Origin of the sequence: Shewanella sp. SACH (assembly GCF_001887095.2) — a bacterium.
Lineage (GTDB): Bacteria > Pseudomonadota > Gammaproteobacteria > Enterobacterales > Shewanellaceae > Shewanella > Shewanella baltica.
Map to the genome: position 1 here is coordinate 1,705,386 of NZ_MPDG02000001.1, position 22,989 is coordinate 1,728,374.

General features: G+C 46.8%; 17 protein-coding genes and 5 tRNA genes. 5 read left to right on the top strand and 17 right to left on the bottom strand.

The annotated features are described in order from the left end of the window. Nucleotides 1-41: 41 nt before the first annotated feature. The 7 genes from adk to dapA form a co-directional block, all read right to left on the bottom strand. Complete coding sequence (gene adk, locus BM607_RS07350; protein ID WP_006082054.1) at nucleotides 42-686, bottom strand: adenylate kinase; 645 nt, start codon at nucleotides 684-686, stop codon at nucleotides 42-44. 140 nt (nucleotides 687-826) lie between these two features. Beyond that, on the bottom strand, nucleotides 827-1,690 hold the full coding sequence (locus BM607_RS07355; RefSeq protein ID WP_012587439.1) for a tetratricopeptide repeat protein: 864 nt from the start codon (nucleotides 1,688-1,690) through the stop codon (nucleotides 827-829). Between the two features lie 301 nt (nucleotides 1,691-1,991). Next, on the bottom strand, nucleotides 1,992-3,905 hold the full coding sequence (gene htpG / locus BM607_RS07365) for a molecular chaperone HtpG (RefSeq protein WP_006086212.1): 1,914 nt from the start codon (nucleotides 3,903-3,905) through the stop codon (nucleotides 1,992-1,994). Nucleotides 3,906-4,097: 192 nt separating this feature from the next. Next, complete coding sequence (locus BM607_RS07370) at nucleotides 4,098-7,193, bottom strand: efflux RND transporter permease subunit (protein ID WP_071939335.1); 3,096 nt, start codon at nucleotides 7,191-7,193, stop codon at nucleotides 4,098-4,100. Beyond that, the gene (locus BM607_RS07375; protein ID WP_006082058.1) at nucleotides 7,190-8,272 is read right to left on the bottom strand and encodes an efflux RND transporter periplasmic adaptor subunit; all 1,083 of its coding nucleotides are present in this window, start codon (nucleotides 8,270-8,272) and stop codon (nucleotides 7,190-7,192) included. The genes BM607_RS07370 and BM607_RS07375 overlap by 4 nt, the downstream gene beginning before the upstream one ends. Nucleotides 8,273-8,658: 386 nt before the next feature. Continuing rightward, the gene (bamC, locus tag BM607_RS07380; RefSeq protein ID WP_012089476.1) at nucleotides 8,659-9,756 is read right to left on the bottom strand and encodes an outer membrane protein assembly factor BamC; all 1,098 of its coding nucleotides are present in this window, start codon (nucleotides 9,754-9,756) and stop codon (nucleotides 8,659-8,661) included. A gap of 3 nt (nucleotides 9,757-9,759) precedes the next feature. Then, nucleotides 9,760-10,644: a 4-hydroxy-tetrahydrodipicolinate synthase gene (gene dapA / locus BM607_RS07385; protein ID WP_006082060.1), complete on the bottom strand. Its 885-nt coding sequence runs from the start codon at nucleotides 10,642-10,644 to the stop codon at nucleotides 9,760-9,762. A 172-nt stretch (nucleotides 10,645-10,816) separates the two neighbouring features. Here dapA and BM607_RS07390 point away from each other — a divergent pair, with 172 nt between their 5' ends. Together BM607_RS07390 and bcp are read left to right on the top strand one after the other, a co-directional pair. Beyond that, nucleotides 10,817-11,368 carry an ACT domain-containing protein gene (locus BM607_RS07390; protein ID WP_006082061.1) on the top strand — a complete coding sequence of 184 codons (552 nt, stop codon included), beginning with the start codon at nucleotides 10,817-10,819 and terminating at the stop codon, nucleotides 11,366-11,368. Between the two features lie 3 nt (nucleotides 11,369-11,371). After that, nucleotides 11,372-11,839 carry a thioredoxin-dependent thiol peroxidase gene (bcp, locus tag BM607_RS07395; RefSeq protein WP_071939334.1) on the top strand — a complete coding sequence of 156 codons (468 nt, stop codon included), beginning with the start codon at nucleotides 11,372-11,374 and terminating at the stop codon, nucleotides 11,837-11,839. 245 nt (nucleotides 11,840-12,084) lie between these two features. On the opposite strand, the gene BM607_RS07400 is transcribed toward bcp, so the two are convergent. Further along, complete coding sequence (locus tag BM607_RS07400) at nucleotides 12,085-12,702, bottom strand: LysE/ArgO family amino acid transporter (protein ID WP_006082063.1); 618 nt, start codon at nucleotides 12,700-12,702, stop codon at nucleotides 12,085-12,087. Between the two features lie 125 nt (nucleotides 12,703-12,827). On the opposite strand from BM607_RS07400, the gene BM607_RS07405 reads away from it, so the two are divergent. Beyond that, nucleotides 12,828-13,763: a LysR family transcriptional regulator ArgP gene (locus BM607_RS07405; RefSeq protein ID WP_071939333.1), complete on the top strand. Its 936-nt coding sequence runs from the start codon at nucleotides 12,828-12,830 to the stop codon at nucleotides 13,761-13,763. Nucleotides 13,764-13,987: 224 nt separating this feature from the next. Here the strand turns inward: BM607_RS07405 and htpX are convergent, their stop codons facing one another. Next, nucleotides 13,988-14,851, bottom strand: coding sequence for a protease HtpX (gene htpX / locus BM607_RS07410; protein ID WP_006082065.1), 864 nt, complete (start codon nucleotides 14,849-14,851; stop codon nucleotides 13,988-13,990). A gap of 286 nt (nucleotides 14,852-15,137) precedes the next feature. On the opposite strand from htpX, the gene pepE reads away from it, so the two are divergent. After that, nucleotides 15,138-15,851 carry a dipeptidase PepE gene (pepE, locus tag BM607_RS07415; RefSeq protein ID WP_011847050.1) on the top strand — a complete coding sequence of 238 codons (714 nt, stop codon included), beginning with the start codon at nucleotides 15,138-15,140 and terminating at the stop codon, nucleotides 15,849-15,851. Between the two features lie 529 nt (nucleotides 15,852-16,380). After that, complete coding sequence (locus tag BM607_RS07420) at nucleotides 16,381-17,970, top strand: glucan biosynthesis protein G (protein ID WP_170927453.1); 1,590 nt, start codon at nucleotides 16,381-16,383, stop codon at nucleotides 17,968-17,970. A 538-nt stretch (nucleotides 17,971-18,508) separates the two neighbouring features. On the opposite strand, the gene BM607_RS07425 is transcribed toward BM607_RS07420, so the two are convergent. From BM607_RS07425 to BM607_RS07460, 8 genes are all read right to left on the bottom strand, one after another. Next, nucleotides 18,509-18,595, bottom strand: a tRNA-Leu gene (locus tag BM607_RS07425). A 140-nt stretch (nucleotides 18,596-18,735) separates the two neighbouring features. Then, a tRNA-Leu gene (locus tag BM607_RS07430) sits at nucleotides 18,736-18,822 on the bottom strand. 49 nt (nucleotides 18,823-18,871) lie between these two features. Next, a tRNA-Cys gene (locus tag BM607_RS07435) sits at nucleotides 18,872-18,945 on the bottom strand. 44 nt (nucleotides 18,946-18,989) lie between these two features. Then, a tRNA-Gly gene (locus BM607_RS07440) sits at nucleotides 18,990-19,065 on the bottom strand. A gap of 220 nt (nucleotides 19,066-19,285) precedes the next feature. Beyond that, nucleotides 19,286-19,834 (bottom strand): CDP-diacylglycerol--glycerol-3-phosphate 3-phosphatidyltransferase, encoded by a 549-nt coding sequence (gene pgsA, locus BM607_RS07445; protein ID WP_006082068.1) that lies wholly within the window; start codon nucleotides 19,832-19,834, stop codon nucleotides 19,286-19,288. Nucleotides 19,835-19,881: 47 nt separating this feature from the next. Beyond that, complete coding sequence (uvrC, locus tag BM607_RS07450) at nucleotides 19,882-21,711, bottom strand: excinuclease ABC subunit UvrC (RefSeq protein WP_071939331.1); 1,830 nt, start codon at nucleotides 21,709-21,711, stop codon at nucleotides 19,882-19,884. Nucleotides 21,712-21,814: 103 nt separating this feature from the next. After that, a complete protein-coding gene (gene uvrY, locus BM607_RS07455) occupies nucleotides 21,815-22,459 on the bottom strand; it encodes a UvrY/SirA/GacA family response regulator transcription factor (RefSeq protein WP_006082070.1) in 645 nt (214 codons plus the stop codon). 419 nt (nucleotides 22,460-22,878) lie between these two features. Further along, nucleotides 22,879-22,969, bottom strand: a tRNA-Ser gene (locus BM607_RS07460). Nucleotides 22,970-22,989 lie beyond the last annotated feature (20 nt).

Here is a 22,989-nt window from a genome sequence, read left to right on the forward strand (position 1 = left end):
TCTAATATGAGAACTCGTTCTCGTAAATTAAGCTATTTCGGTTATTTCAACACGCTGGCAAGCTGCTCACTCACGGCCGCAACCGATTGAGTACCGTCAAACTTGTTGTATTGAGTTTGACCAGCTGCAGCCACTTTACCGTAGTATTCAACCAGCGGCTTAGTTTGCTCGTGGTAAATCGCGAGGCGTTTACGCACTGTGCTTTCTTCGTCGTCTGGACGAATAGCTAAATCTTCGCCAGTTACGTCGTCTTTACCTTCCACTTTAGGTGGATTGAAAACCACATGGTAAACACGGCCAGAACCTGGGTGAACACGGCGACCACTCATGCGCTTAACGATTTCTTCGTCTGGCACATCGATTTCAATCACGTGATCAATGCTAATACCGTTTGCCGCCATCGCATCCGCTTGTGGAATAGTACGTGGGAAACCGTCTAACAAGAAACCTTTAACACAGTCTTCCTGTGCGATACGCTCTTTAACCAGACCGATGATCAGATCATCAGAAACCAGTTGACCAGCATCCATCACTTTCTTCGCTTCCAAACCCAGTGGAGTGCCGGCTTTTACCGCGGCACGTAACATATCACCAGTGGAAATTTGTGGGATACCATACTGTTCCATAATGAACTGGGCCTGGGTACCTTTACCGGCACCTGGGGCGCCCAATAGGATAATGCGCATCTCAAGAGTCCTCTTTTCGCATTGATATTCTTCTTAGGGCGGCGATCTTCGCACATCTGGCCGCCATTGAGAAGGCTTTTAGCTTCGACTTTAGCCTCAGAAACCGCAAATAAACTGCCGTTCCTTAGGCATTTTTATGATTAATAAAGCAAAGTATAGAGTTTACGGCGGTATTGATTAGCTATGGGATTACCTTGACCAAGTGCCGTTAATACTTCCATAAATACTTGTTTTACTGTGCCATTTTCAGCACCTAAATCTTTACTGAGCACACCGAATAACAGATCTAATGCTTCATCATCGCGGTGGGCGGCATGCAATGCCTTACTCAGCTCGAGTAATAACACTAAATCTGTTGGATTTTGCTCAAACTTTTGCTGTAAATCGCGAATTTCAGGGGTATCCGCTGCATCTAGAGCAAGTGCGAGCTTAGCTTTTAAACTCTGGTAGTAACCATCTTGGTCGGCAAGCCCGACTTTCTCAAGCATGGCTTGCGCTAGCACTAATTCGCCCTGCATCAGATACACATCGGCGAGCACTAAACTCACCTCACCCGCTTGATTTGAGCCTGCATGCGCGTCTTTAAGCAACACGGCAGCAGTGGCAAGATCCTCTGCGCTCACTTGACTAAGGGCGAGTAATGCTTTGGCCTGTGCTAACTGTAACTGCCACATAGGCGGTAAATGTTTATCCAGCATGGCTGTGACTTGCGCCGCATCTTGCAGGCCAGCAAAACCATCGACAGGCTGACCTTTATCCAATACTAACGTGGTCGGTAGACTTTGAATGCGAAAGTAATTGGCAATTTCTAATTCTGCTTCACAGTCAACTTTAGCGAGCACGAATCGACCCGCATTTTGCGCGGCAATTTGCTCTAAGGTGTGCAGCATAGCCACACTTTGTTCCTGCGGCTGTGCCCAAAATGCTAATACCACGATCTGCTGCATCGAGGCATCAACCACTTGCTGAATATTGTCTTTAGTCAGGCTGAGGATATTGTCCATAGTATTCCCTTAACGTTTAAGGCCTCAAACATAGGAGGCCTTATGCTTTTAAAACTAAGTGTTAGCACTCAGTTTCAACGCGCTATTTTAAAATCGTTGTCTTACAGCTTGTATACCCAAGCAACCTGAAGAGTCGAGTTTCAGAGCGCCTAGGGTGCTTCAATTCAAGGCGCATCAATGTCAGAATGTCGACCACCTTTTGAATTGATGCAACACGGAAGTGGAGTGCTCTAGGCACAAACCACTCTTCCTGCACTAGAAACAATATCGGGGCCGTTCAAAGAAGGGCCCCGATAGTCATTTACTTCATGTTAGCCAGTAACATTTGGTTCATCAGCTTGATAAAGGCCGATGGGTCCGCAAGGCTACCTTTTTCAGACAATTGCGCCTGTTGCAGCAGCAGATTTGACCAATCCGCGAAGGCGGCTTCATCTTGAAGATCATTTAAGCGCGACACTAATGGGTGCGCTGGGTTGATCTCAAATGTTGGCTTCACTTCTGGTACAGGTTGACCGGCAGCTTGCATCAGCTTGATCATCTGAGTCGACATTTCGCCTTCACCCGCCACTACACAGGCTGGGGTGTCGGTTAAGCGTGACGTGACTTTCACATCAGCAACCGTCGAGCCTAATGCCGCTTTAATGCGTTCAACTAAAGCTACCGATTCTTGCTCAAGCTTTTCTTGCGCTTCTTTTTCAGAGGCATCTTCCAGCTCGCCAAGTTCTAAATCACCACGGGTCACTGAGTGCAGTTGTTTCTCTTTGTACTCAGTTAAGTGGTTGATTAGCCACTCGTCGATACGCTCTGACATCAGTAAGACTTCGATGCCTTTCTTACGTAACAACTCTAAATGTGGGCTGTTAGCGGCGGCTTCATGGCTGTCGGCAACGATATAATAAATCTTAGTTTGGCCTTCTTTCATGCGGCTGATGTAGTCATCGAGTGACACAGTCGGCGCAGCACTGCCCGTATGGGTCGAGGCAAAACGTAATAAGCCTGCGATACGTTCACGGTTGGCGAAATCTTCCGCAGGCCCTTCTTTCAACACTTGGCCAAATTCAGCCCAGAACTGTTGATATTTTTCCGCATCGTCTTTCGCCAGTTTTTCCAGCATGCCAAGCACACGTTTGGTGATACCAGTACGCATCGCTTTGGTCACATGGTTATCCTGCAGAATTTCGCGGGATACGTTCAGCGGCAAATCGTTTGAGTCAATTAAGCCCTGCACGAAGCGCAGATAAGATGGCATAAATTGCTCAGCGTCATCCATGATGAACACACGTTGCACAAACAGTTTCAAGCCGTGCTTACGGTCGCGGTTCCACATATCCCAAGGCGCTTTGGCAGGAATATACAATAAGTTAGTGTATTCTTGCTTACCTTCTACCCGATTATGACTCCACAGTAGTGCGTCGGTATAATCGTGGGAAATGTGTTTGTAAAACTCTTGATACTCTTCGTCACTGATGTCAGCTTTGCTGCGCATCCACAAAGCAGTCGCTTTGTTCATGACTTTCCATTGACCTTCGGTCGCAGGAATTTTTTCGCCATCAGCACCATCACTTTCTGGCGTACCCTCTTGCCACATTTCGACCGGCACAGAAATATGATCTGAGTATTTAGTGATGATCGAGCGCAGGCGCCAATCATCGGCAAATTCTTTTTCTTCATCACGCAGGTGCAGGGTGATTTCAGTACCACGGCTCGCCTTAGTGATGGTATCAACGGTGAAGTTACCCTCGCCTTCTGATTCCCACAATACGGCTTCATCGGCCTTATGACCGGCAGCGCGAGTGCGAACCGTGACTTTCTTGGCCACGATAAAGGCTGAATAGAAACCGACACCGAACTGGCCGATTAACTGTGAATCCTTTGAGGATTCGCCCGATAGATTCTTAAAGAAATCAGCGGTGCCCGACTTAGCAATTGTGCCTAAATGCTCAATCACGCCGTCGCGGGTCATACCCACGCCGTTGTCTTCGATGGTCACAGTGCCTTTTTCTTTATCAGCACTGATACGGACTCGCAGTTCACCGTCGCCTTCATACAGAGCGTCATTGGTCAACGCCAGATAACGCAGCTTGTCCGCTGCATCCGCAGCGTTGGAGACCAGTTCACGCAAGAAAATTTCTTTGTTGGAATACAAAGAATGGATCATCAAATGCAACAGCTGTTTGACTTCTGTTTGAAAACCATGAGTTTCTTGTTGTGACATGAAATTTTCCTTTATTTGTTACGCAATTTGGTAAAAGTAACGCTTAGTGTTTACTTAAATGGGGCTCCAAATTTGCTTTTCAAGGGCAAGGGCTAAAACGAGGTTCGAATGGCGAAAAATAAGGCGCTTGATGAATACCAAGCGCCTATATGTGGACTTTAGTGTACTTTCAACATCAGCCTAAGTGAGGCGTTAGTCTTCGGCTAATTCTTTTTCTAACTGTTGGGCTATGGCTTCGGGCGATCCGCTGTTACGGGCGAACAGTCCGTAGGCGGCTGGGATCACGAAGATAGTGAATAGGGTTGCTAGTAAAATCCCCGACAACACCACTACACCAATCACGAAACGGGTTTCTGCGCCCGCTCCTGCGGCCATAACCAAAGGCACAGCGCCAGCGGCGGTAGTTATGCCAGTCATGAGAATGGGTCGTAAACGCTGCGCTGAGGCTTGGATAATCGCCTTGTCAAAATCAACGCCTTTATCCCGCAATTGGTTAGCAAACTCGACAATCAAGATGCCGTTTTTCGCCGCCAACCCGACCAGCATAATAATACCTATCTGACTGTAAATATTAAGACTCTGCCCCGTGAGCCACAAACCAATTAACGCGCCCACGGTCGCCAGCGGTACAGTCAGCATGATCACCATAGGATGAATGTAACTCTCGAACTGCGCCGCGAGCACGAGGAACACAATCCCCAGCGCGAGCAAGAACACGAAGTACATAGAGCTACCCGACTCTTGATAATCCAGGGATTGGCCCTTGTAGCTGATGACCGCTTCTGCTGGCAAATAAGCACGCGCCAATTGATTCATATAATCAAGGGCCTCACCTAGACTATAACCATCTTCTAAACTGGCTTCTATGGTGATAGCGCGCATACGGTTGTAACGGTTAAGCGAACTGGCGTCGGCAAACTCTTCCACCGTCACTAAGTTCGACAGCGGGATAAGTTCTTGAGTCCGCTCGGAACGCACGTAGATGTTTTGCAGATCCGCTGCGGTATTTTGATTACCGCGCTCGCCTTCAATGATCACATCGTATTCTTCACCGTCACGCATAAAGGTCGTGACTAAGCGTGAGCCCAGCATGGATTCCAGCGTACGGCCAATATTTGAAATCGACACCCCAAGGCTTGCCGCTCTGTCTCTGTCGATGACAACACGAAGCTGCGGCTTAGTCTCTTTATAGTCGTGATCTAAGCCGAGTAATTTAGGATTCTGTGCCGCCTTTTGCATCATGATATCGCGCCAGCGGGCCAGCTCTTCGTAGCTTGGGCCGCCAATCACAAATTGCACAGGTTTACCGACGCCACGCCCAAAGGCTTGGCGCATCACAGGAAACGCTTGCACCCCAGCAAGATCGGCAAGACGTTTGTTAATGTCTGCGATCACTTCTTTCACCGGGCGACGTTTACCCCAATCTTCCAGCACGACAATGGCCATACCGTTAGAGAAATCCGCCGCGCGGCCAAAGCCACGGGGAGCACGGATCAGCAGACGTTTGATATCACCCGTGTCGACCAGCGGCATCAAACGGTTTTCCACCTCATTCATGTAGGATTCTATGTATTCGTAACTCGCGCCTTGCGGTCCGTTGACCATCAAGAATAACGAGCCTCGGTCTTCCTGCGGCGCAAATTCCTGCGGCACTTTTTGGACCAAATAAGCGCTAGAGCCTAACGCGATCAACACCAAAACCGACATCAATAACGGGTGAGCCATGGCGGATTTTAACGACAATTGATAGCGGTTTGACACTTTGGTCATGATGCCGTCGACCTTACGCACCAACCAAGAATCCTGCGAGCTCGGCTTGAGTAACTTAGAACACATCATAGGCGTGAGCGTTAGCGCGACTATGCTTGAAAACAGCACCGCTGCACTCATGGTCACAGCAAACTCTTTGAATAGTTTACCTAAGTCGCCCTCAAGGAAAGTGATTGGCATAAACACTGCCACCAAGACTAAGGTGGTGGCGATGACCGCGAAGGCCACTTCACGCGCACCGAGAAAAGCGGCTTTGAGCGGTGAGTCCCCTTCTTCGATACGTCTATGGATGTTTTCCAGCATCACAATCGCATCATCCACCACCATGCCAATAGCGAGGATCATCGCCAATAAGGTCAAGAGGTTAATGGTATAGCCAAGCGCATACAGCACAATAAAGGTGCCAAGCAAAGACACGGGCACAGTGATCGCGGGGATCAACATGGCGCGCACACTGCCAAGGAACAGATAAATCACGATAATCACTAAGACCATCGCAGTGAACAGGGTTTGGTACACTTCTTTAATCGAGGCTTCGATAAACACTGAACTATCGTAGCTGCGTTTAATGGACATGCCCGCTGGCAAGGTTGGGTTAATTTTATCAACCAGCGCATTCACCGCGCGTGCCACTTCCAAGGTATTGGCGGTTGACTGCTTAGACACGCCTAAACCTATCATCGCCTCTTTGTTACCACGGAACATAATCCGCTCTTCTTCAGAGCCTATTTCCACCCGCGCGACATCCCCCAGTTTAACTAAATAACCGTCTTCCCCTTGGGTGATCACTAAGTTCGCGAAATCTTCTGCGGTGCGATAACCCCGCTCGAGCCTCACCGTAAAGTGCCGCTCCTTAGATTCAATCGAACCTGCGGGTAACTCGACGTTTTCGGCTCTAAGCGCAGCCTCTACATCGGCCACCGTTAAACTGCGCGATGCCAAGGCTTGTCTGTCGAGCCATATCCGCATCGCATACACTTTACCGCCACCGATACGCATCCGCGCCACACCATCGACCACAGAAAAGCGGTCGGCTAAATAACGGTTAGTGTAATCGGTCAATTCGAGGGTCGTCATTTGATCCGACACCAAATTGAGCCACATGATCACTTCATCGCCGCCATTGGCTTTTTGCACTTCTGGGGGATCGGCTTCCTCGGGTAAATTGTCGAGTAAGCCAGAAATACGGTCGCGCACATCGTTAGCCGCATCTTCAATATTACGGCTAATATCAAACTCTAAGGTGACGGATGAACGGCCATCGCTGCTCGATGAGCTCACGTGCCGAATGCCTTCGACGCCGCTGATCCTGTCTTCAATCAATTGGGTAATGCGGCTTTCCACCACGGCGGCACTGGCGCCGCGGTAGTTAGTGTCGATAGACACCACAGGCGGATCGATGTTTGGGTATTCACGCAGGGGCAATTTATCAAAGGAGACAAGCCCGAAGGCGACCAGCAGCAAGCTGATCACTGAGGCAAATACGGGACGTTTTACCGAGAGATCAGTCAGGATCATACACTTGGCTCCGCGCTCGTATCCGCAAGATAACTAAACTTTTCCGCGAACTCCGTTTGCACTTTATCCCCAGGATGGACTTTCAATAAGCCACGGATCACCACGTTTTCGCCCAAGGCTAAACCGTCTAAAATTTCCACCCAACCACGGGTACGAATCCCGATAGTGACTTGTTTACGCTCAATCACATTGTCGGCATTAACGCTGTAAACAAAGTGATCATTTTGGATTGGGATAATGGCAGATTCTGGCAACATCAAGGCTTCGCGGCTACGTTTGATGAGTTTGACCTTCATCAACATGCCCGGTAATAAACGCAGCTCAGGATTAGGGATTTCGGCGCGGACAATCACAGTGCGCGTCGTTGGGTTTACGCGGCTGTCAATCGAGGTCACTACGCCTTTGAAGGTAAAATCAGGAAAGGCCACAGCTTTGGCTTCAACTTTCTTACCTGGGGCTAAATCTTGAATAAAACGCTCAGGCACTGAAAAATCGAGTTTAATCTTAGAGATATCATCCAAGGTAGTGATCGCAGTGCCGGGCGATACTAGGCTGCCGACACTGATTTGGCGTAAACCTAAACGGCCATTAAAAGGCGCCAGAATACTGCGATCATTGAGTGATGCTTGCGCCTGCTCAAGCTCTGCGCGGGTGGTATCGATAAGGGTTTGTAATCTGTCGCGTTCTAACTCTGCCACAGTGCGGCTGGTGACTAACGAACTGATACGGTTGAATTCACGTTGATTATCACTGACTTTAACTTGCGCGGCTTTAACCTTAGCGATCTGCTCGGCATTTTGCAGTTGGACTAGCAAGTCACCCTTTTTCACTATGTCGCCATCATCAAACTTCAGCGCTATCACCATGTCAGTGACTTTAGGGGTTATGGTTACAGATTCTGCGGCTTTGTTGGTGCCAATGGCTTCCACTTCATCGCGAATAGGTGCCATGGCGGCGGTGGCAATCACCACGTTAGGCATGAGTTTCATTTGCGCAGTGGCAATCTCTTGCGGTTGCATGGCTTGATATCCAAACCATGCCGCGGCCAATAGGGCGATTATTAGAATAATTTTTTTCATCGGGCTTCCAAGGGATGACTCGCATTAATGACGGCTAGTTTACTCACTCACATCATCGCATCAATACGTTTTACTTTTTCTTACAAATTACGCCAATAGCGCAAAATATGTGTGATTAAGTGTCTTTGGCGATATACATGGCGGAGTGACCAGAATGCAGTACGATAACGAGGGTTACTAGTGATTATCTCTGAAAATAATAAATATAGCGGAGCTTATTGCTAAAACCATTCAAAAAATATTGATATCTAGACAATTAAATCCTAAAACACCGTTTGCTTAGATAATCATCAAAACCTGATCCATCTCAGAGCTAAACCCCGATCCATAAATCGCAGCCAATAAAAAAGGGCGATAATTCGCCCTTCTCTCATCAACCGTTGAAATTAACGCAGTTTGCGTTCTTCTTTCATCAGGTTTGACAGTGACTGATACACATTGGTAACGACTTCATCGCTCAATGGCTGATCTTCAGCATCGCGGAGGAAGATCTTAGTGTCTTCAGGCGTATCGCCATCTTCAAGCAGTAAACGGTAGCTGCCTTCTTTTAGCGCCAACTTATCTTCGCCCCACAATGAACTCCAGAAACCTGAGTTATCGTCAAACTTGATAAAGTACAATCCTTTCGCGCTATCCATATCGGCAATTTCGAAGCCCATTTCTGGCAGCACGATACGCAGACGATCCCACACTTGTTTGTAAGGGGCTTTAGCAGACCAGTAGGCTTTGCCTTCTTCTGGTGTAACTAAATCGACATTGATACCTAAGGTTTGCTTCAAACGGTTCGCTTGAATAGATTGGTCACGTTTAACACTGATGTAGGCAATCGCACTGTTCAGCATATCAATCGTGTATCTTTGCTTATCTTCGCCGCTTAATAACACGTCTTGTGCTTTATCGTCGTAAAACTCTTCGTGTTCAACTAAGTGAATAACGATATTGGCAGTGCGGCCATGTGGACGTGTTTCCACATCGAAACGGTAACGTTGGCGCAACAGATAAACTTTATCTGAACCCCACATGTTTGATTCGATCACTTCGCGACTTTCGATCCAATCGGTTTCTATGTTGCCTTTATCAAAATCACGGCTACGAACAGCGATACCTTTTTGGGCCAAGAAACCATCTAAGTTGCTAAAGATTTCTTGTTTCAAGTCCACCGTATTATCGATAGATTCGACCACGATTTTAATGTTGTCGCTGCCCTCTTCCACGTGAGTACCTTCAGCCATAGGCAGTACTTGCAGTGGCGGGCGGATATCCAAATTTTTACCGTAGACTGTCGCATTGGCTTTAGGGCCCAATGCTGGCACATCAAATTCTTTATTGTAGGGCGGTGTTTTTAATCCAGCAGGGATTTTAAGCAAAGGCGCTTGCTCAGCCTGAACATAGTCTTCAGTACCATTCGCTTGACGGCGATCGAGTGGCGAACTACAGGCTGCAACGGCAGCAACTAAGATCAGTGGGGTGACTTTCTTTAACATTAATTATTTAACCTCTATCTGGGCACGAGTCATTGCTTCTATCAACAGACCATGACATTGCTCAGAAAGTTCAGTCAAAGGTAAACGAATATGGCCACATTCAATCAAACCCATGCGATGGGCAGCCCATTTAACAGGGATAGGATTGGCTTCACAAAAGAGTGTGCTGTATAAACCGCGCAGCGGTGTGTCTATGCTCAGCGCAAGCTCAGCATTGCCGGCAAGCGCCGCATCACACATAGCTTTAAAGGCTTGTGGCACTATGTTGTTCGCCACTGAAATGACACCATTGCCGCCTAAGAGTAAGAACTCTCTGGCAGTGGCATCATCGCCGCTATACAAAAGGAAATCGTCGCCGCACAGTTCGCGCAGACGTTTTACACGGGATAAGTCACCGGTCGCTTCTTTTACGCCAATAATGTTGCTAACGCTGACTAACTCGGCAACGGTTTCTGGCAACATATCAACGGCAGTACGGCCAGGGACATTATAAAGAATTTGTGGAATATCTGTGCTGGCAGCCACGGCTTTATAATGCGCAATCAATCCCTTAGGAGTTGGCTTATTATAATATGGCGTTACGCCAAGCATAGCGGCAACACCCACCTTAGATAAGGACTTGGTGAGCTCAACGGCTTCAGATGTGGCATTGGCACCATTGCCACCAATGACAGGAACGCGGCCCGCAGCAAATTTAACGGTTTGTGAAACGACCGTTACATGCTCAGACATAGGCAGAGTTGCTGACTCGCCAGTAGTACCAACGGCCACAATGGCATCTGTGCCTTGGTCAATATGGAATTCGACTAACCTTTCAAGACTTGCAAAATCTACTGAGCCATCACTGTTCATTGGCGTGATTAAGGCTACGATGCTTCCGTTTATCATCTGACTTTCCCCAAGATTTCAGGATTCGCTATGGTACTGATGCCAACCACTAATGACAAGCATTAACGGGGCTCTCAAATTGAATTAGTTATGGTAGCATTACATCCCGCACAAAAACTCAGCTTCAACCCTGAGTTTTCGCTCTATGATATCGAAAAAGTGAGGAAAATTCATGACCAATTTCCTGGTCGTAACAGCGATGGGTCTCGACCGTCCTGGACTCGTAAGTAAACTAGCTCGTCTTGCCAGTGACTGTGACTGCGATATCGTCGACAGCCGTATGGCATTATTTGGTAACGAATTTACCCTTATAATGATGTTGTCAGGCTCGTGGGCATCAATAACGAAAATTGAAAGCATGCTCCCCAGTCTCTGTGTCGAGTTAGAACTGATGACAGTGATGAAACGTACCTCTAAACACACACCACAAAATTACCTTTCTCGCCTTGAAGTTCGCTTCACGGGTAAAGACCAGCGTGGCACGATAAAACGCATTACTCAGTTCCTTGCCGACAGGTCATTAGATCTGGCTGCAGTGCGCTCTTTCTCCGAAGAATTACCTGACAGTGAGCAGACGCAAAACGTGTCGCTGACCATTAATATTCCTGAAAAAGTTGAACTAGAAAAGCTCGAACAGAGTATCTATCAACTCGCCCAAGATATGACCTTAGATTGCACTATTCGTCGTATGGAAGGCACAGCCATTTTAGAGGACAGAGGATAATAGATGAATACCTTAACGGCTGGGGCAAAAGCGCCTCAATTTACCCTGCAGGATCAACATGGCACGTCAGTTTCACTGGCGGATAGCCTTAAGCAAGGTCCTGTTTTAGTGTACTTTTACCCTAAGGCAGCAACCCCGGGTTGCACAGTGCAAGCCTGCGGTCTACGTGACAGCAAAACCGCGCTCGATAGCCATAATGTGACGGTATTTGGCATTAGCCCAGATCCTGTGGCTAAGCTGGCCAAATTTGCTGAAAAACAAGCGCTCAACTTTACCTTATTGAGCGATGAAGACCACAGTGTCGCCGACGCTTTTGGGGTCTGGGGTGAGAAAAAATTCATGGGTAAAACCTATGATGGCATCCACAGATTAAGCTTCCTTATCAATACCGACTGCACTATCGCCCACGTGTTCGATAAGTTTAAAACCAAAGATCACCATGAAGTCGTACTCGCGCAAATCGCGGGTTAATGGCTGATATGACGACGAATAAGACACGTCAAGCTGCTGCTTTAATCGGCAGTAAAGTGTAAACGTCGTCAGTTGATGTCGGTAGGCTGAATAAATAATCGGCAATCGATAACGAAAAGGTCCTGAAATCAGGACCTTTTTCATGAAAAATTTTCACTTTCATATCACAACATACTGTCTAACCGAGCAAAAAATCCGCAAAACCATTCAGCCATGCCCACATGTCATGGCATCTCAGCGTCGGTTTATCCTGCCACATAGGGCCAAATAATCGCGGCGGCAATACTCCACATGGTTAGCCATATAAAACGGTCAAGATAACGCCATGCTGCTGGGCGAGTAAAAATTGGCGCCAGCAAACGCGCACCAAAACTTAAGCCGAAGAACCAAATAAACGATGCCAATACGGCACCGGCGCCAAACCAAGGTCGATGTAAATCATCAAATTGAGTGCTGATACTGCCGAGCAACACCACAGTGTCGAGGTACAAATGCGGATTAAGCAGACTGATCCCAAGCGTAGTCAACACGGCCTTTTTGAAGGTATCGGCATTATCAGCCTGCTCCATCTCAATGCCCTTGGCCACAAACGACGCCTTGAGCGCATTTGCACCGTACCAGAGTAGAAACGCGGCGCCACCGAAACTCGCCACATGCTTAATGGTCGGGAAAGATTCAATAATGTGCCCCAGCCCCGCCACACCCGCAGTGATCATCAGCGCATCAATCATAGAGCAGAGCAAGGCAATCGGTAACGTGTACGAGCGCTTAATGCCTTGCTTGAGCACAAAGGCATTTTGCGCGCCTACAGCAATAATCAAACTGCCACCAATTCCCATACCTTGTATAAATGCCGCTTGCATAACCACCTCTCATGTTCGAAGAAGGCGCTAGCATAGTCAAAACAACAAAATTAATATAACTAATGTTTTTTATGTATCATAAGTAAAATTAATAACCATCAAATGCACATCGATTAAGGATGATTATGCTGGAATACGCCAATCTCAAAGCCCTCGCCGTTGTCGTCTCGGAAGGCGGTTTCGATCGCGCCGCCAAAGTACTGCACATCACCCAGTCGGCGGTATCGCAACGCATTCGGCAGCTTGAGGAAAAAGTCGGTCAGTCATTACTTATTCGCTCAAATCCCGTGGTCGCCACCCCCACAGGCAAACGCCTGCTGCGCCACTATTCACAGGTGCAATTACTTGAGAGTGAATTAAGAGCCGAGATGGACGCTGACGATCCCAACCATCCAACCACAGTGCGTATTGCTGTGAATGCCGACAGTTTAGCCACTTGGTTTTTACCTGCGCTGGCAGGCATGTTCAGTCGCCATGCTTGGTTATTGGAATTGATTGTCGATGACGAGTCTTACACCCATCATCTATTGAAAAACGGTGAAGCGGTCGGCTGCGTCACCACAACTGAGGTCCCGATGGCAGGTTGCAGCAGTGAGTTTTTAGGCACCATGGAATATTTGTGTGTGGCCACGCCCGAATTTGCCGCGCGCTATTTTGGTGAGCCAAGAGACTCGCTATCGCTTAGCGACACTCGGCCATTTAACGGCATTAGCCAAGCCCAGTTAGCGAAGGCGCCAGCAGTGGTGTTCTCCACCAAAGATAAGCTGCACGAGAAGTTTCTCGCCCAATATTTCAATATGACGCCAGGGCAATGGTGGCAACATACTATCCCCTCTTCAGAAAGCTTTTTAGAAGCGATTAACTTGAGCTTAGGTTATGGACTCGTCGGTCATCTGCAAGCTAAGCCATTAATCGATCAAGGAATACTGATTGAGCTCACGCCAGAGCGGCGCATGCGTGTGCCACTGTTTTGGCAGCATTGGAATATCAAGGCGAAGCAAACGACACTGGTCTATCGCGCCCTTGCAGCAACCGCGCAACACAATTTACTGCAGGTATGATTTGTTGCATCAAGAATGAACGCACAACCCGCATGAATCTTCAGCGATTTACCCGCGATGGTGTTTAACGCGGAGTGATGATTCTCATAGCGGCGCCTTTTTGCTTCATCAAATGTGAGTTAAATGGCAGGCATAAAAAAATCGGGCTCAAACCAAAGTTTGAGCCCGATATTGAGAGTCATAGATCTAATTTCAAGTGAGTCTTAAAACTAACTCACTCTTTATTAGCTTGCTCTTAACGCTGCAATACGTTTTTCTAATGGAGGATGACTCATCATCATTTCCGCCATAGAACGTTTGCCGTTAATACCAAAGGCAGACATTTGTGCAGGCATTGCCGTGCTTTCTGGACCTTGGCGTAAACGTTCAAGCGCAGCAATCATCTTGCCTTTACCCGCTAAACGGGCCGCGCCTTCATCGGCTTTGTACTCACGAATACGTGAGAAGTAAGCGACGATGATTGAAGCCAAGATACCGAATAACATATCCAGCACGAAAACCACGGCCATGTAAGCGAACATGCCTAAACCTTCGCCTTCTTCATCATTGCTCGACACAAAGTTGTTAATAATGCCAGCAACCACACGAGCCGCGAAGATCACGAAGGTGTTAACTACCCCTTGGATCAGTGTCAAGGTCACCATGTCACCGTTAGCAACGTGGCTCACTTCGTGGGCCAATACGCCTTCGATTTCATCTTGGCTCATGCCATATAACAGACCCGTACTCACAGCCACTAATGAATTGTCTTTGCTTGGGCCTGTAGCGAACGCGTTCATGTCGGGTGATTGATAAATCGCCACTTCTGGCATTTTAATTCCCGCTTGCTTAGCTTGACGGGCAACCGTCTCTACTAACCAACGTTCGGTACTGTCACGTGGGGTAGTGATCACTTCACAACCCATGGTCTTTTTCGCCATCCATTTTGAAATGGCTAAGCTGATAAAGGCCCCACCGAATCCAAAAATGGCAGCGAACACCAGCAGTCCACCCATAGTAGACGTGTTCACGCCTAGAATAGACATTACAATTGAGGCTACTAGCAACACAGCTAGGTTAGTCGCAATCAATAAAAATATACGCTTCATTTCAGCTCCTTTAGGGCAAGAATGTGCCATTTAACTTTGTTCAAAGACATAATATGTCCAAATAATCGAAATTCAAGTGGTAAAAGAAAAGAGTTTTTAAATTAGGTTATCTTTCTCGTATAAAGGCGCTGTCTTTCATGGTTCGAGAGTCTAGGGTCACTATATTAATCGAAACTTAAATCTAGCGGCTATCGGCGCTACAGCGCAATTCTGCTTTATTTCTCTATGTTTATCGGGATTAATCTTTGTTAACATGCCTGCACACTCCGAGATTTCAGGATACAAAATGACAATCAATGCCCTACTACTGAGCAGCTCTCGTGTCGGTGATACACCTTATCTTGCCCACGCGATCCCCTTTATTAAACCGCTTACCACCAACGCGCAAAAGTGGATTTTTATCCCCTATGCTGGCGTCAGCATGAGTTATGACACTTATTTAGCGTCTGTAGTGACAGGATTAAGTGAGCTTGAACTCGATATCAGTGGCATTCATCAGCATCCCGATCCTCAACAAGCGATAAAAGATGCCGATGGGATTTTAATCGGCGGCGGTAACACTTTTCATTTGTTGCACCAACTATATCGCTATGATCTGGTAACGCTGATTGGTGAACAAGTCGCCCTTGGTAAACCTTATATCGGCTGGAGTGCGGGTTCTAACGTATCGGGACTGAGCATTCGCACCACGAATGATATGCCCATCATCGAGCCGCCGTCGTTCAACGCATTAAACTTAGTGCCGTTCCAGCTAAATCCGCATTATTCCAATTACCAAGCACCGGGCCACAATGGTGAAACCCGTGCCCAGCGGTTATTAGAGTTCACTAAAGTCGACCCATTAACCCCAGTGGTCGGCATCGTTGAAGGCTCAGCCCTGTGGCGTCAGGGAGACAAACTCTCACTCTTAGGTGACCAACCGGCGTATTTGTTCTGCGGAGAACAGCAAGAAATCCCTATCCCTGTGGGCAGCGATCTGTCGCACTTACTCAAGGCCTAATTTACTCAAGTCCTAATATTCAAGCTAGCAGCCGTATAGCGCATCTAAATAGGCTCACAGGAAAAACGGTGAGCCTAAGTTATTACTTCCTATCGCTTGAGCCCTAATACGCTTATCTGTTTTCTTCAAATCCTAACGTTAACGGTGACTCGACTCTGTAGCAACGCCACTCGATTGAATCAGTGCTAAGTTAACTTAGCCAAGCGCGTTTTCACCACACTCTTTATTACCACTGAGCTATTTATTACCACTGAGCAATTACTACCGCCGAGCACATTCGCAATTACTGTTATTAATGGCTAAACCATGCAGCAAAGTATCCAGAGCAGCACCTAAATAGCGCAAATCATAATTTATGTTACAAATATCCTGCTACACAGGTAAAATTACCGCTCACCTCAGCGAGTCAGATCCCACAACTGAGGATTTTGTAGCAGACAAGTTATTAATATTTAGGGATTAGATAGACTGAAGCATATATTGTGCCTATGAATCAGCGTCATTTTAGTAAGGAGTTTCCATTTTGCGAATGAATCATACGATGAATTACCCTACCGGTTATCCGGCATTACTCAAAAAACTACCTTTTTTCATCTTGACCGCCATCGTCTACGTCGTCGGCATGAATAACGTCAATGCCGCAGCGGCAGAGACAACCGCAGCACCTGCGCCTGTCCCAGAAAAAAAATCTAAAAATTTTACCCACGATACTGTAGTCGAACTCGCGCAACAACTGTCGCAAAAACCATTTAAAGAAGCCAAGAAAGCGCCTCAAGAACTAATCGATCTTGATTTTGCCACCTATGGCAAAATCAATTATCAAGAAAATGCCGCGATTTGGGGCGGTACACCCACTAAATTTTCAGTACAGCTTTTTGCTCCGGGTTTTCTCTATAAAAACCTCGTCGACATCGATGTGGTCGAAAATAGCAAAGCGATACCGATTGAACTCACTGAGGCCTCGTTCGATGTACCCAGTGACGCCATCGAAAAACTCATCACCCAATTGGGTCAATATGCTGGCGTGCGTTTGCATTACCCCATTAATGACGATGAAGTGAAAGATGAATTCATCATGTTTCAAGGCGCAAGCTATTTTCGCGTTCTGTCTAAAGGGCAAACCTATGGCCTGTCGAATCGCGGTTTAGCGATAGATGTCGCCCAGCCTAAAGGCGAAGAATATCCATTGTTTAAGCGTTTTTGGGTTGAACGACCATCCAAATACCAAACGGCGATTGTGGTGCATGCCCTGCTCGACAGCCAAAGTGTGACAGGTGCCTATCGTTTTGGTATTTACCCTGGCGCACCATCACGTGTCGAAGTGGATGTAACCCTGTTCCCACGCAAAGATATTCAACATGTTGGCCTTGCACCGCTGACCTCTATGTTCCTATTTGGTGGATTAGATAACTCGGATAAACCCGATTACCGCCCTGAAGTACACAACTCAGACGGCTTGCAAATCGATCGCGGCAATGGCGAACGTCTATGGCGCCCATTAAACAATCCAAACAAACTGCAAGTCAGCGCCTTTGCCGATGAAGATATTAAAGGTTTTGGTCTGATCCAGCGCCACCGTAAGTTCGAAGACTATCAAGATCTGAGTGCAAACTATCAACTTCGTCCTTCCGCATGGATTGAGCCACTCAATGATTGGGGCAAGGGTCAGCTGGTGTTGATTGAAATCCCATCGAATGCAGAAACCAACGACAACATAGTTGCCTATTGGGAGCCGCAAGGCGGCCTAAAGAAAGATCAACCCTATAAATATTCCTATCGTATGACAGCGTCAAACGACAGCCCTTCGATCGCGTCAAAGGCTCGAGTGGTCCGCAGTTCGAAGGGGCAAGTGCTCAGCAAGGGTAAAGAGTTACTCGTCGACTTCAGCAATATCAAGCCACAAGATATTGATAAAATTAGTATCGATGCCAGCATCAGCAAAGGCAAAATCCTATCTACTCGGATTGTTGCCCACCCTGACATCAATGGTGCACGGGTATTTGTCAACTTCGAGCCAGAAAGTACCAATGTAGCCGAACTGAGATTACAGCTGAAGAAAGACGATAAACCCCTCGCAGCGACTTGGTTATACCGCTGGAATAGCGACGATTGGCAATAGACCTTAATTAGTTCCCTTGCTTAGCGAGCATAAACCGACCCTATAGCGTTAATAAAAAGGTAGGGTTAATAAAAGCGTCAGTCTTTACTGGCGCTTTTTTATGCCTAGGATTTTATCGATAGATTTTTATTGATAGGTTTTATATTCCTATGTTTATCTCAAGCATAAATAGGTTAAACCAAGGCAAAAAACTCACGACCTGCGTTTCAGCCGAAATAATCTCACGCCTTATCGCTCTGACTTCTCTGCACAAAGAGTTACATCAGCATAGTTACTGGCTTGCTATCAGCTTCAAACATACCGCTGTTACGTGATGCAATGGTTTTCAGCACTCCCCTGACGAGGAACGCAGCAAGAAGCCCTGCTAACTAAAGCTAGCGATATTAGTCCAACACATTGATGACCATCTCTTATATCGGAAACGGCGCACCCAGCGTGTCAGTCAAGTTTGGCCTTAAACCTCTCGCGAACAATACTGACTAAATGTGGGAATCCAGATGCAAAAAAGCCTCAACTTTCGTTGAGGCTTTTTCTTTTTTGGTACCCGAGGCCAGACTTGAACTGGCACGCTGTTACCAGCGAGGGATTTTAAATCCCTTGTGTCTACCGATTCCACCACTCGGGCAAACTCTGAATATCAATGACGGGAATCATGTCAAAAATATTATTAACTCTATGTAGCTAACGCTTAATACAACAATCAAATCTTTAATAAAAGCCTATTGAAGCTTAGGATTTTATTTTTACCATTATCATCAAAAATAATGGTACCCGAGGCCAGACTTGAACTGGCACGCTGTTACCAGCGAGGGATTTTAAATCCCTTGTGTCTACCGATTCCACCACTCGGGCAAACTCTTTATATTAACGACGGGAATCGTGTCATTAATACGCTAATCTATGGAGGCGCGACCCGGAGTCGAACCGAGATCGACGGATTTGCAATCCGCAGCATAGCCATTCTGCCATCGCGCCATAGTTGCTAACTCGGATTAACCAGAATCAGACTTCAAGAATATTGGAGCGACATATCGGGTTCGAACCGATGACCTATACCTTGGCAAGGTATCGCTCTACCAACTGAGCTAATGTCGCATTTTGCTTTACTATTTACTCAAGTAAATAAGGTATCGTATTTCACCTTATCAACTGAGCGAATATCACATTTCAATATTCAGTAGCGTTAAGATTTTGTTTTCACATCGCCTCTTGTCTACGGGGTGGCATTCTACCGATTTACCACCCAGTGTCAACCGCTGTTTTATCGATAACTTACTGCTTGCACACTAAATAATCTCTTTGATTTTTTATTGCACTATTCAGCAGTCAGATCTTTCCAAGCGGCTAAAATGTAACTCATCATTGACCAAAAAGTTAATACTGCAGCGATATATAACAGCACAAACGCAGCATTGGTCATTAAAGGATTGTATTGCCAAATTAGGCCAATAATCGCCACCATTTGCGCGGCAGTCTTATATTTACCAATCCAAGACACGGCGACAGTGCCACGTTTACCAATTTCAGCCATCCATTCTCTCAACGCTGAAATGACAATCTCGCGGCCTATCATAAACAGTGCTGGCATCGTCAGCCAGATATTGGCGTATTGATCGACTAACAGCACTAAGGCTGTGATCACCATCAACTTGTCAGCGACTGGATCGAGGAAAGCACCAAAACGGGTTAATTGCTTCAATTTACGGGCAGCATAACCATCTAATGCATCCGTTAACGCCGCGAGCCAAAAGGTAAAGGCGGCAACAAAAGGGGTCCAGTCGTAGGGTAAATAAAACAGCACCACAAAGATGGGCAGTAAAAAAAGCCTGAAAAGAGTTAATGCTATAGGTAAGTTAAACGGCATGATCAAACCAGTTAGTCAAAAGCAGCGCCAATCTTGCCTTAATTTTATCACCCTCGCAATGCATCATGAATGGTTTGTGCCATTTCTATGCTGATCCCTGGTACTTTGACTAATTCCGCCACACTTGCCCCTTTCACTTCTTGCAACCCACCTAAATGCTGTAACAAAGCTTTACGGCGTTTAGGGCCTATTCCTGGAATAGATTCCAATGTGGAAGTATTGCGGGTTTTCTGGCGACGATTACGATGGCCAGCTATCGCGAATCGATGGGACTCATCGCGAATATGTTGAATCAGGTGCAACGCGGGCGAATCACCTTCGAGGGAAAAGCTGGTTTCTGTATCCCCTAAAATCAAGGTTTCGAGCCCAGGTTTACGGCCCTCACCTTTCGCCACCCCAATGAGCTGCGGTGCTTTATCTAAATGGACAAACTTTTCATCCACTATCTTCTGGGCGATACGCAACTGCCCAAGCCCACCATCGATAAACAGAATGTCAGGGATTTTACCGCCCGCCTCAATCTTATCGAAACGGCGACTTACCGCTTGCTTCATTGCCGCGTAATCATCGCCCGGTGTAATTCCCTCGATATTATAGCGACGATATTCACCTTTATGCGGCCCTTCCCGATTGAATACCACACAAGAGGCAACGGTGCTCTCCCCCATGGTATGACTGATATCAAAACATTCCATCCGTTGAATAGGCGCACTCAATTCTAGGATTTCCTCAAGTAACACAAATCGCTGTTCGACCGTATTTTTATGGGACAAGCGCGTAACCACAGCATTCGTCGCATTGGTCACGGCTAACCGCAAGAAGCTTGCCCTGTCGGCGCGCACATTGGTCTTAATCGAAAACTTTTTATCTAGCGCCTCAGAAACCGCCGCTTCAAGTTCATGTAATTCTTCAAAGTTGTGGCTAATCACCACTTCCTTTGGGATCGTGCGTTGAATATCCGCATTTAAATAAAACTGCAAGATGAAAGAGCGCAGCACTTCGTCCATATCGGTTTGGGCGGGCACGGAAGGATAATAGCTGCGACTGCCAAAGATTTTACCCTCGCGGATAAACAGCAAATGGAAACAGGCGATGCCCGACGAATAATGCACACCGATGACATCCATATCGCCTTTATTATTCGATACTTCCTGTTGTTCGGCGACTTTACGCAGCGCCATGATCTGATCGCGAAATCGTGCAGCTTGCTCATAAGCTTGTCGCTCAGCCGCAAGCTCCATTTTGTCAACCAAGGCGCTGATCACTTGCTGATCTTTGCCCTTTAAAAACAGGCTGGCGAGTTTCACTTGCTCGTCGTAATCGGCGTTGCTGACTTTACCCACACAGGGCGCGCTGCAACGGGAAAGTTGATATTGCAAACAGGGGCGTGAGCGAGACTTGTAGTAAAGGTCGTCACATTGACGAATTGGAAACAGCTTCTGCATTAAATGCAGGCTTTCACGCACGGCGCCGCCGTTAGGATAAGGGCCAAAATAGTGGCCTTTTTCCCGCTGCGGACCACGATGATAAGCAAGCCTTGGGTGTTCGTGCTGGCTTAACAGTATGTAAGGATAAGATTTGTCATCACGCAATAACACATTGTATTTTGGCATGTATTGCTTGATGTAATCATTCTCAAGCAACAGAGCATCGGTTTCGCTGTGGGTCAGCGTCACATCAATATGGTGAATATGCGAGACTAAGGCTTGGGTCTTAACATTAGCGAGGTTTTTACGAAAATACGAGGTAAGCCGTTTTTTGAGATCTTTGGCTTTACCCACATAAATGACGTCATTCTTGACGTCATACATGCGATAAACCCCAGCGGAGGATGAAACCGTACGTAAAAAACTTTGGGCGTTAAATTCATTCGACATCATTTACACCCACAGTTTTGCAGACTTAACACAGACAACATAGCAACATTTAACCCACGAACTCACTCGACTCAAGCCATCGACCAACGAAATTCACTTACTATTAAAAATGGCCAGCATCCAACATTTTATAGCGAATAGCTAACCGCGTTAGCTCGACATCACCACTGATCCCCAGTTTGGCAAATAGGCGGTAACGGTAGCTGTTAACGGTTTTAGGGCTTAAGTTCAGCTGCTCAGAAATATCGTTTACCTTCTCGCCGTTGGTGATCATCAACATGATCTGTAACTCACGTTCAGACAAAGACTTAAACGGGTTTTCATCGGCGGGATTAAACTGACTCAGCGCCATCTGTTGGGCAATTTCAGGGGATAAATAACGCTGGCCGCGAGACACCTGACGTATTGCCTGCAATACTTCCGGCGGCGTCGCCCCTTTCGTCAAATAACCCGAAGCGCCAGCCTGCATGACCTTGCTCGGGAATGGATCTTCCGTGTGCACAGTCAACACAATAATTTTAGCATGGGGTTGATAACGCAGAATTTTTCGAGTGGCTTCCAGTCCGCCCATCCCAGGCATATTCATGTCCATTAAGATCACATCAGCTTCGTTTTGGCGAGCCCACTGCACCGCAGTCTCACCATCAGGGGCTTCGCCCACCACTTTGATCCCACGTTCATCTTCCAAGATGCGGCGGATCCCAGTTCTCACAAGCTCATGATCGTCAACCAAATATATCGAAATCAACTTAACCCACCTTTTACAATTTACAGCTCGATCCGCGCGTTAAACAAAGCAACACAGCAGACGGATAACGAGTTCATAAGGCTAATTTAGCCCAACAACCCCATTTCGCAAAGCATAAATTCAACATTGTTAACTAGATGATATTTAAAGAAAGGATTCCAGAATAGCATACTCATAAAAAGCGTTTAAAAACGAAGCAATAACCCAAGCATTATCAGCCTAAAATCCTTGTTGAATCGATAGTAAAGTATTTAGCAAATCGGTTGTTATTTCTTCAAGATAAGCAAAAAAGCCATCGATGCAGATGGCTTTTCCGTGAAATATGGTGGAGGAGTTGTGCCTCGAATCAGGAACCTAGGGTTCAAACTGCACAAATGCAAAAACGCCGCTAATAAATTAGCGGCGTTTTTGACTAAATATGGCGGAGGAGTAGGGATTTGAACCCTAGGTGGGCTATAAACCCACGCCGGTTTTCAAGACCGGTGCATTAAACCACTCTGCCACCCCTCCGAACGAGCGAGATAATAGCG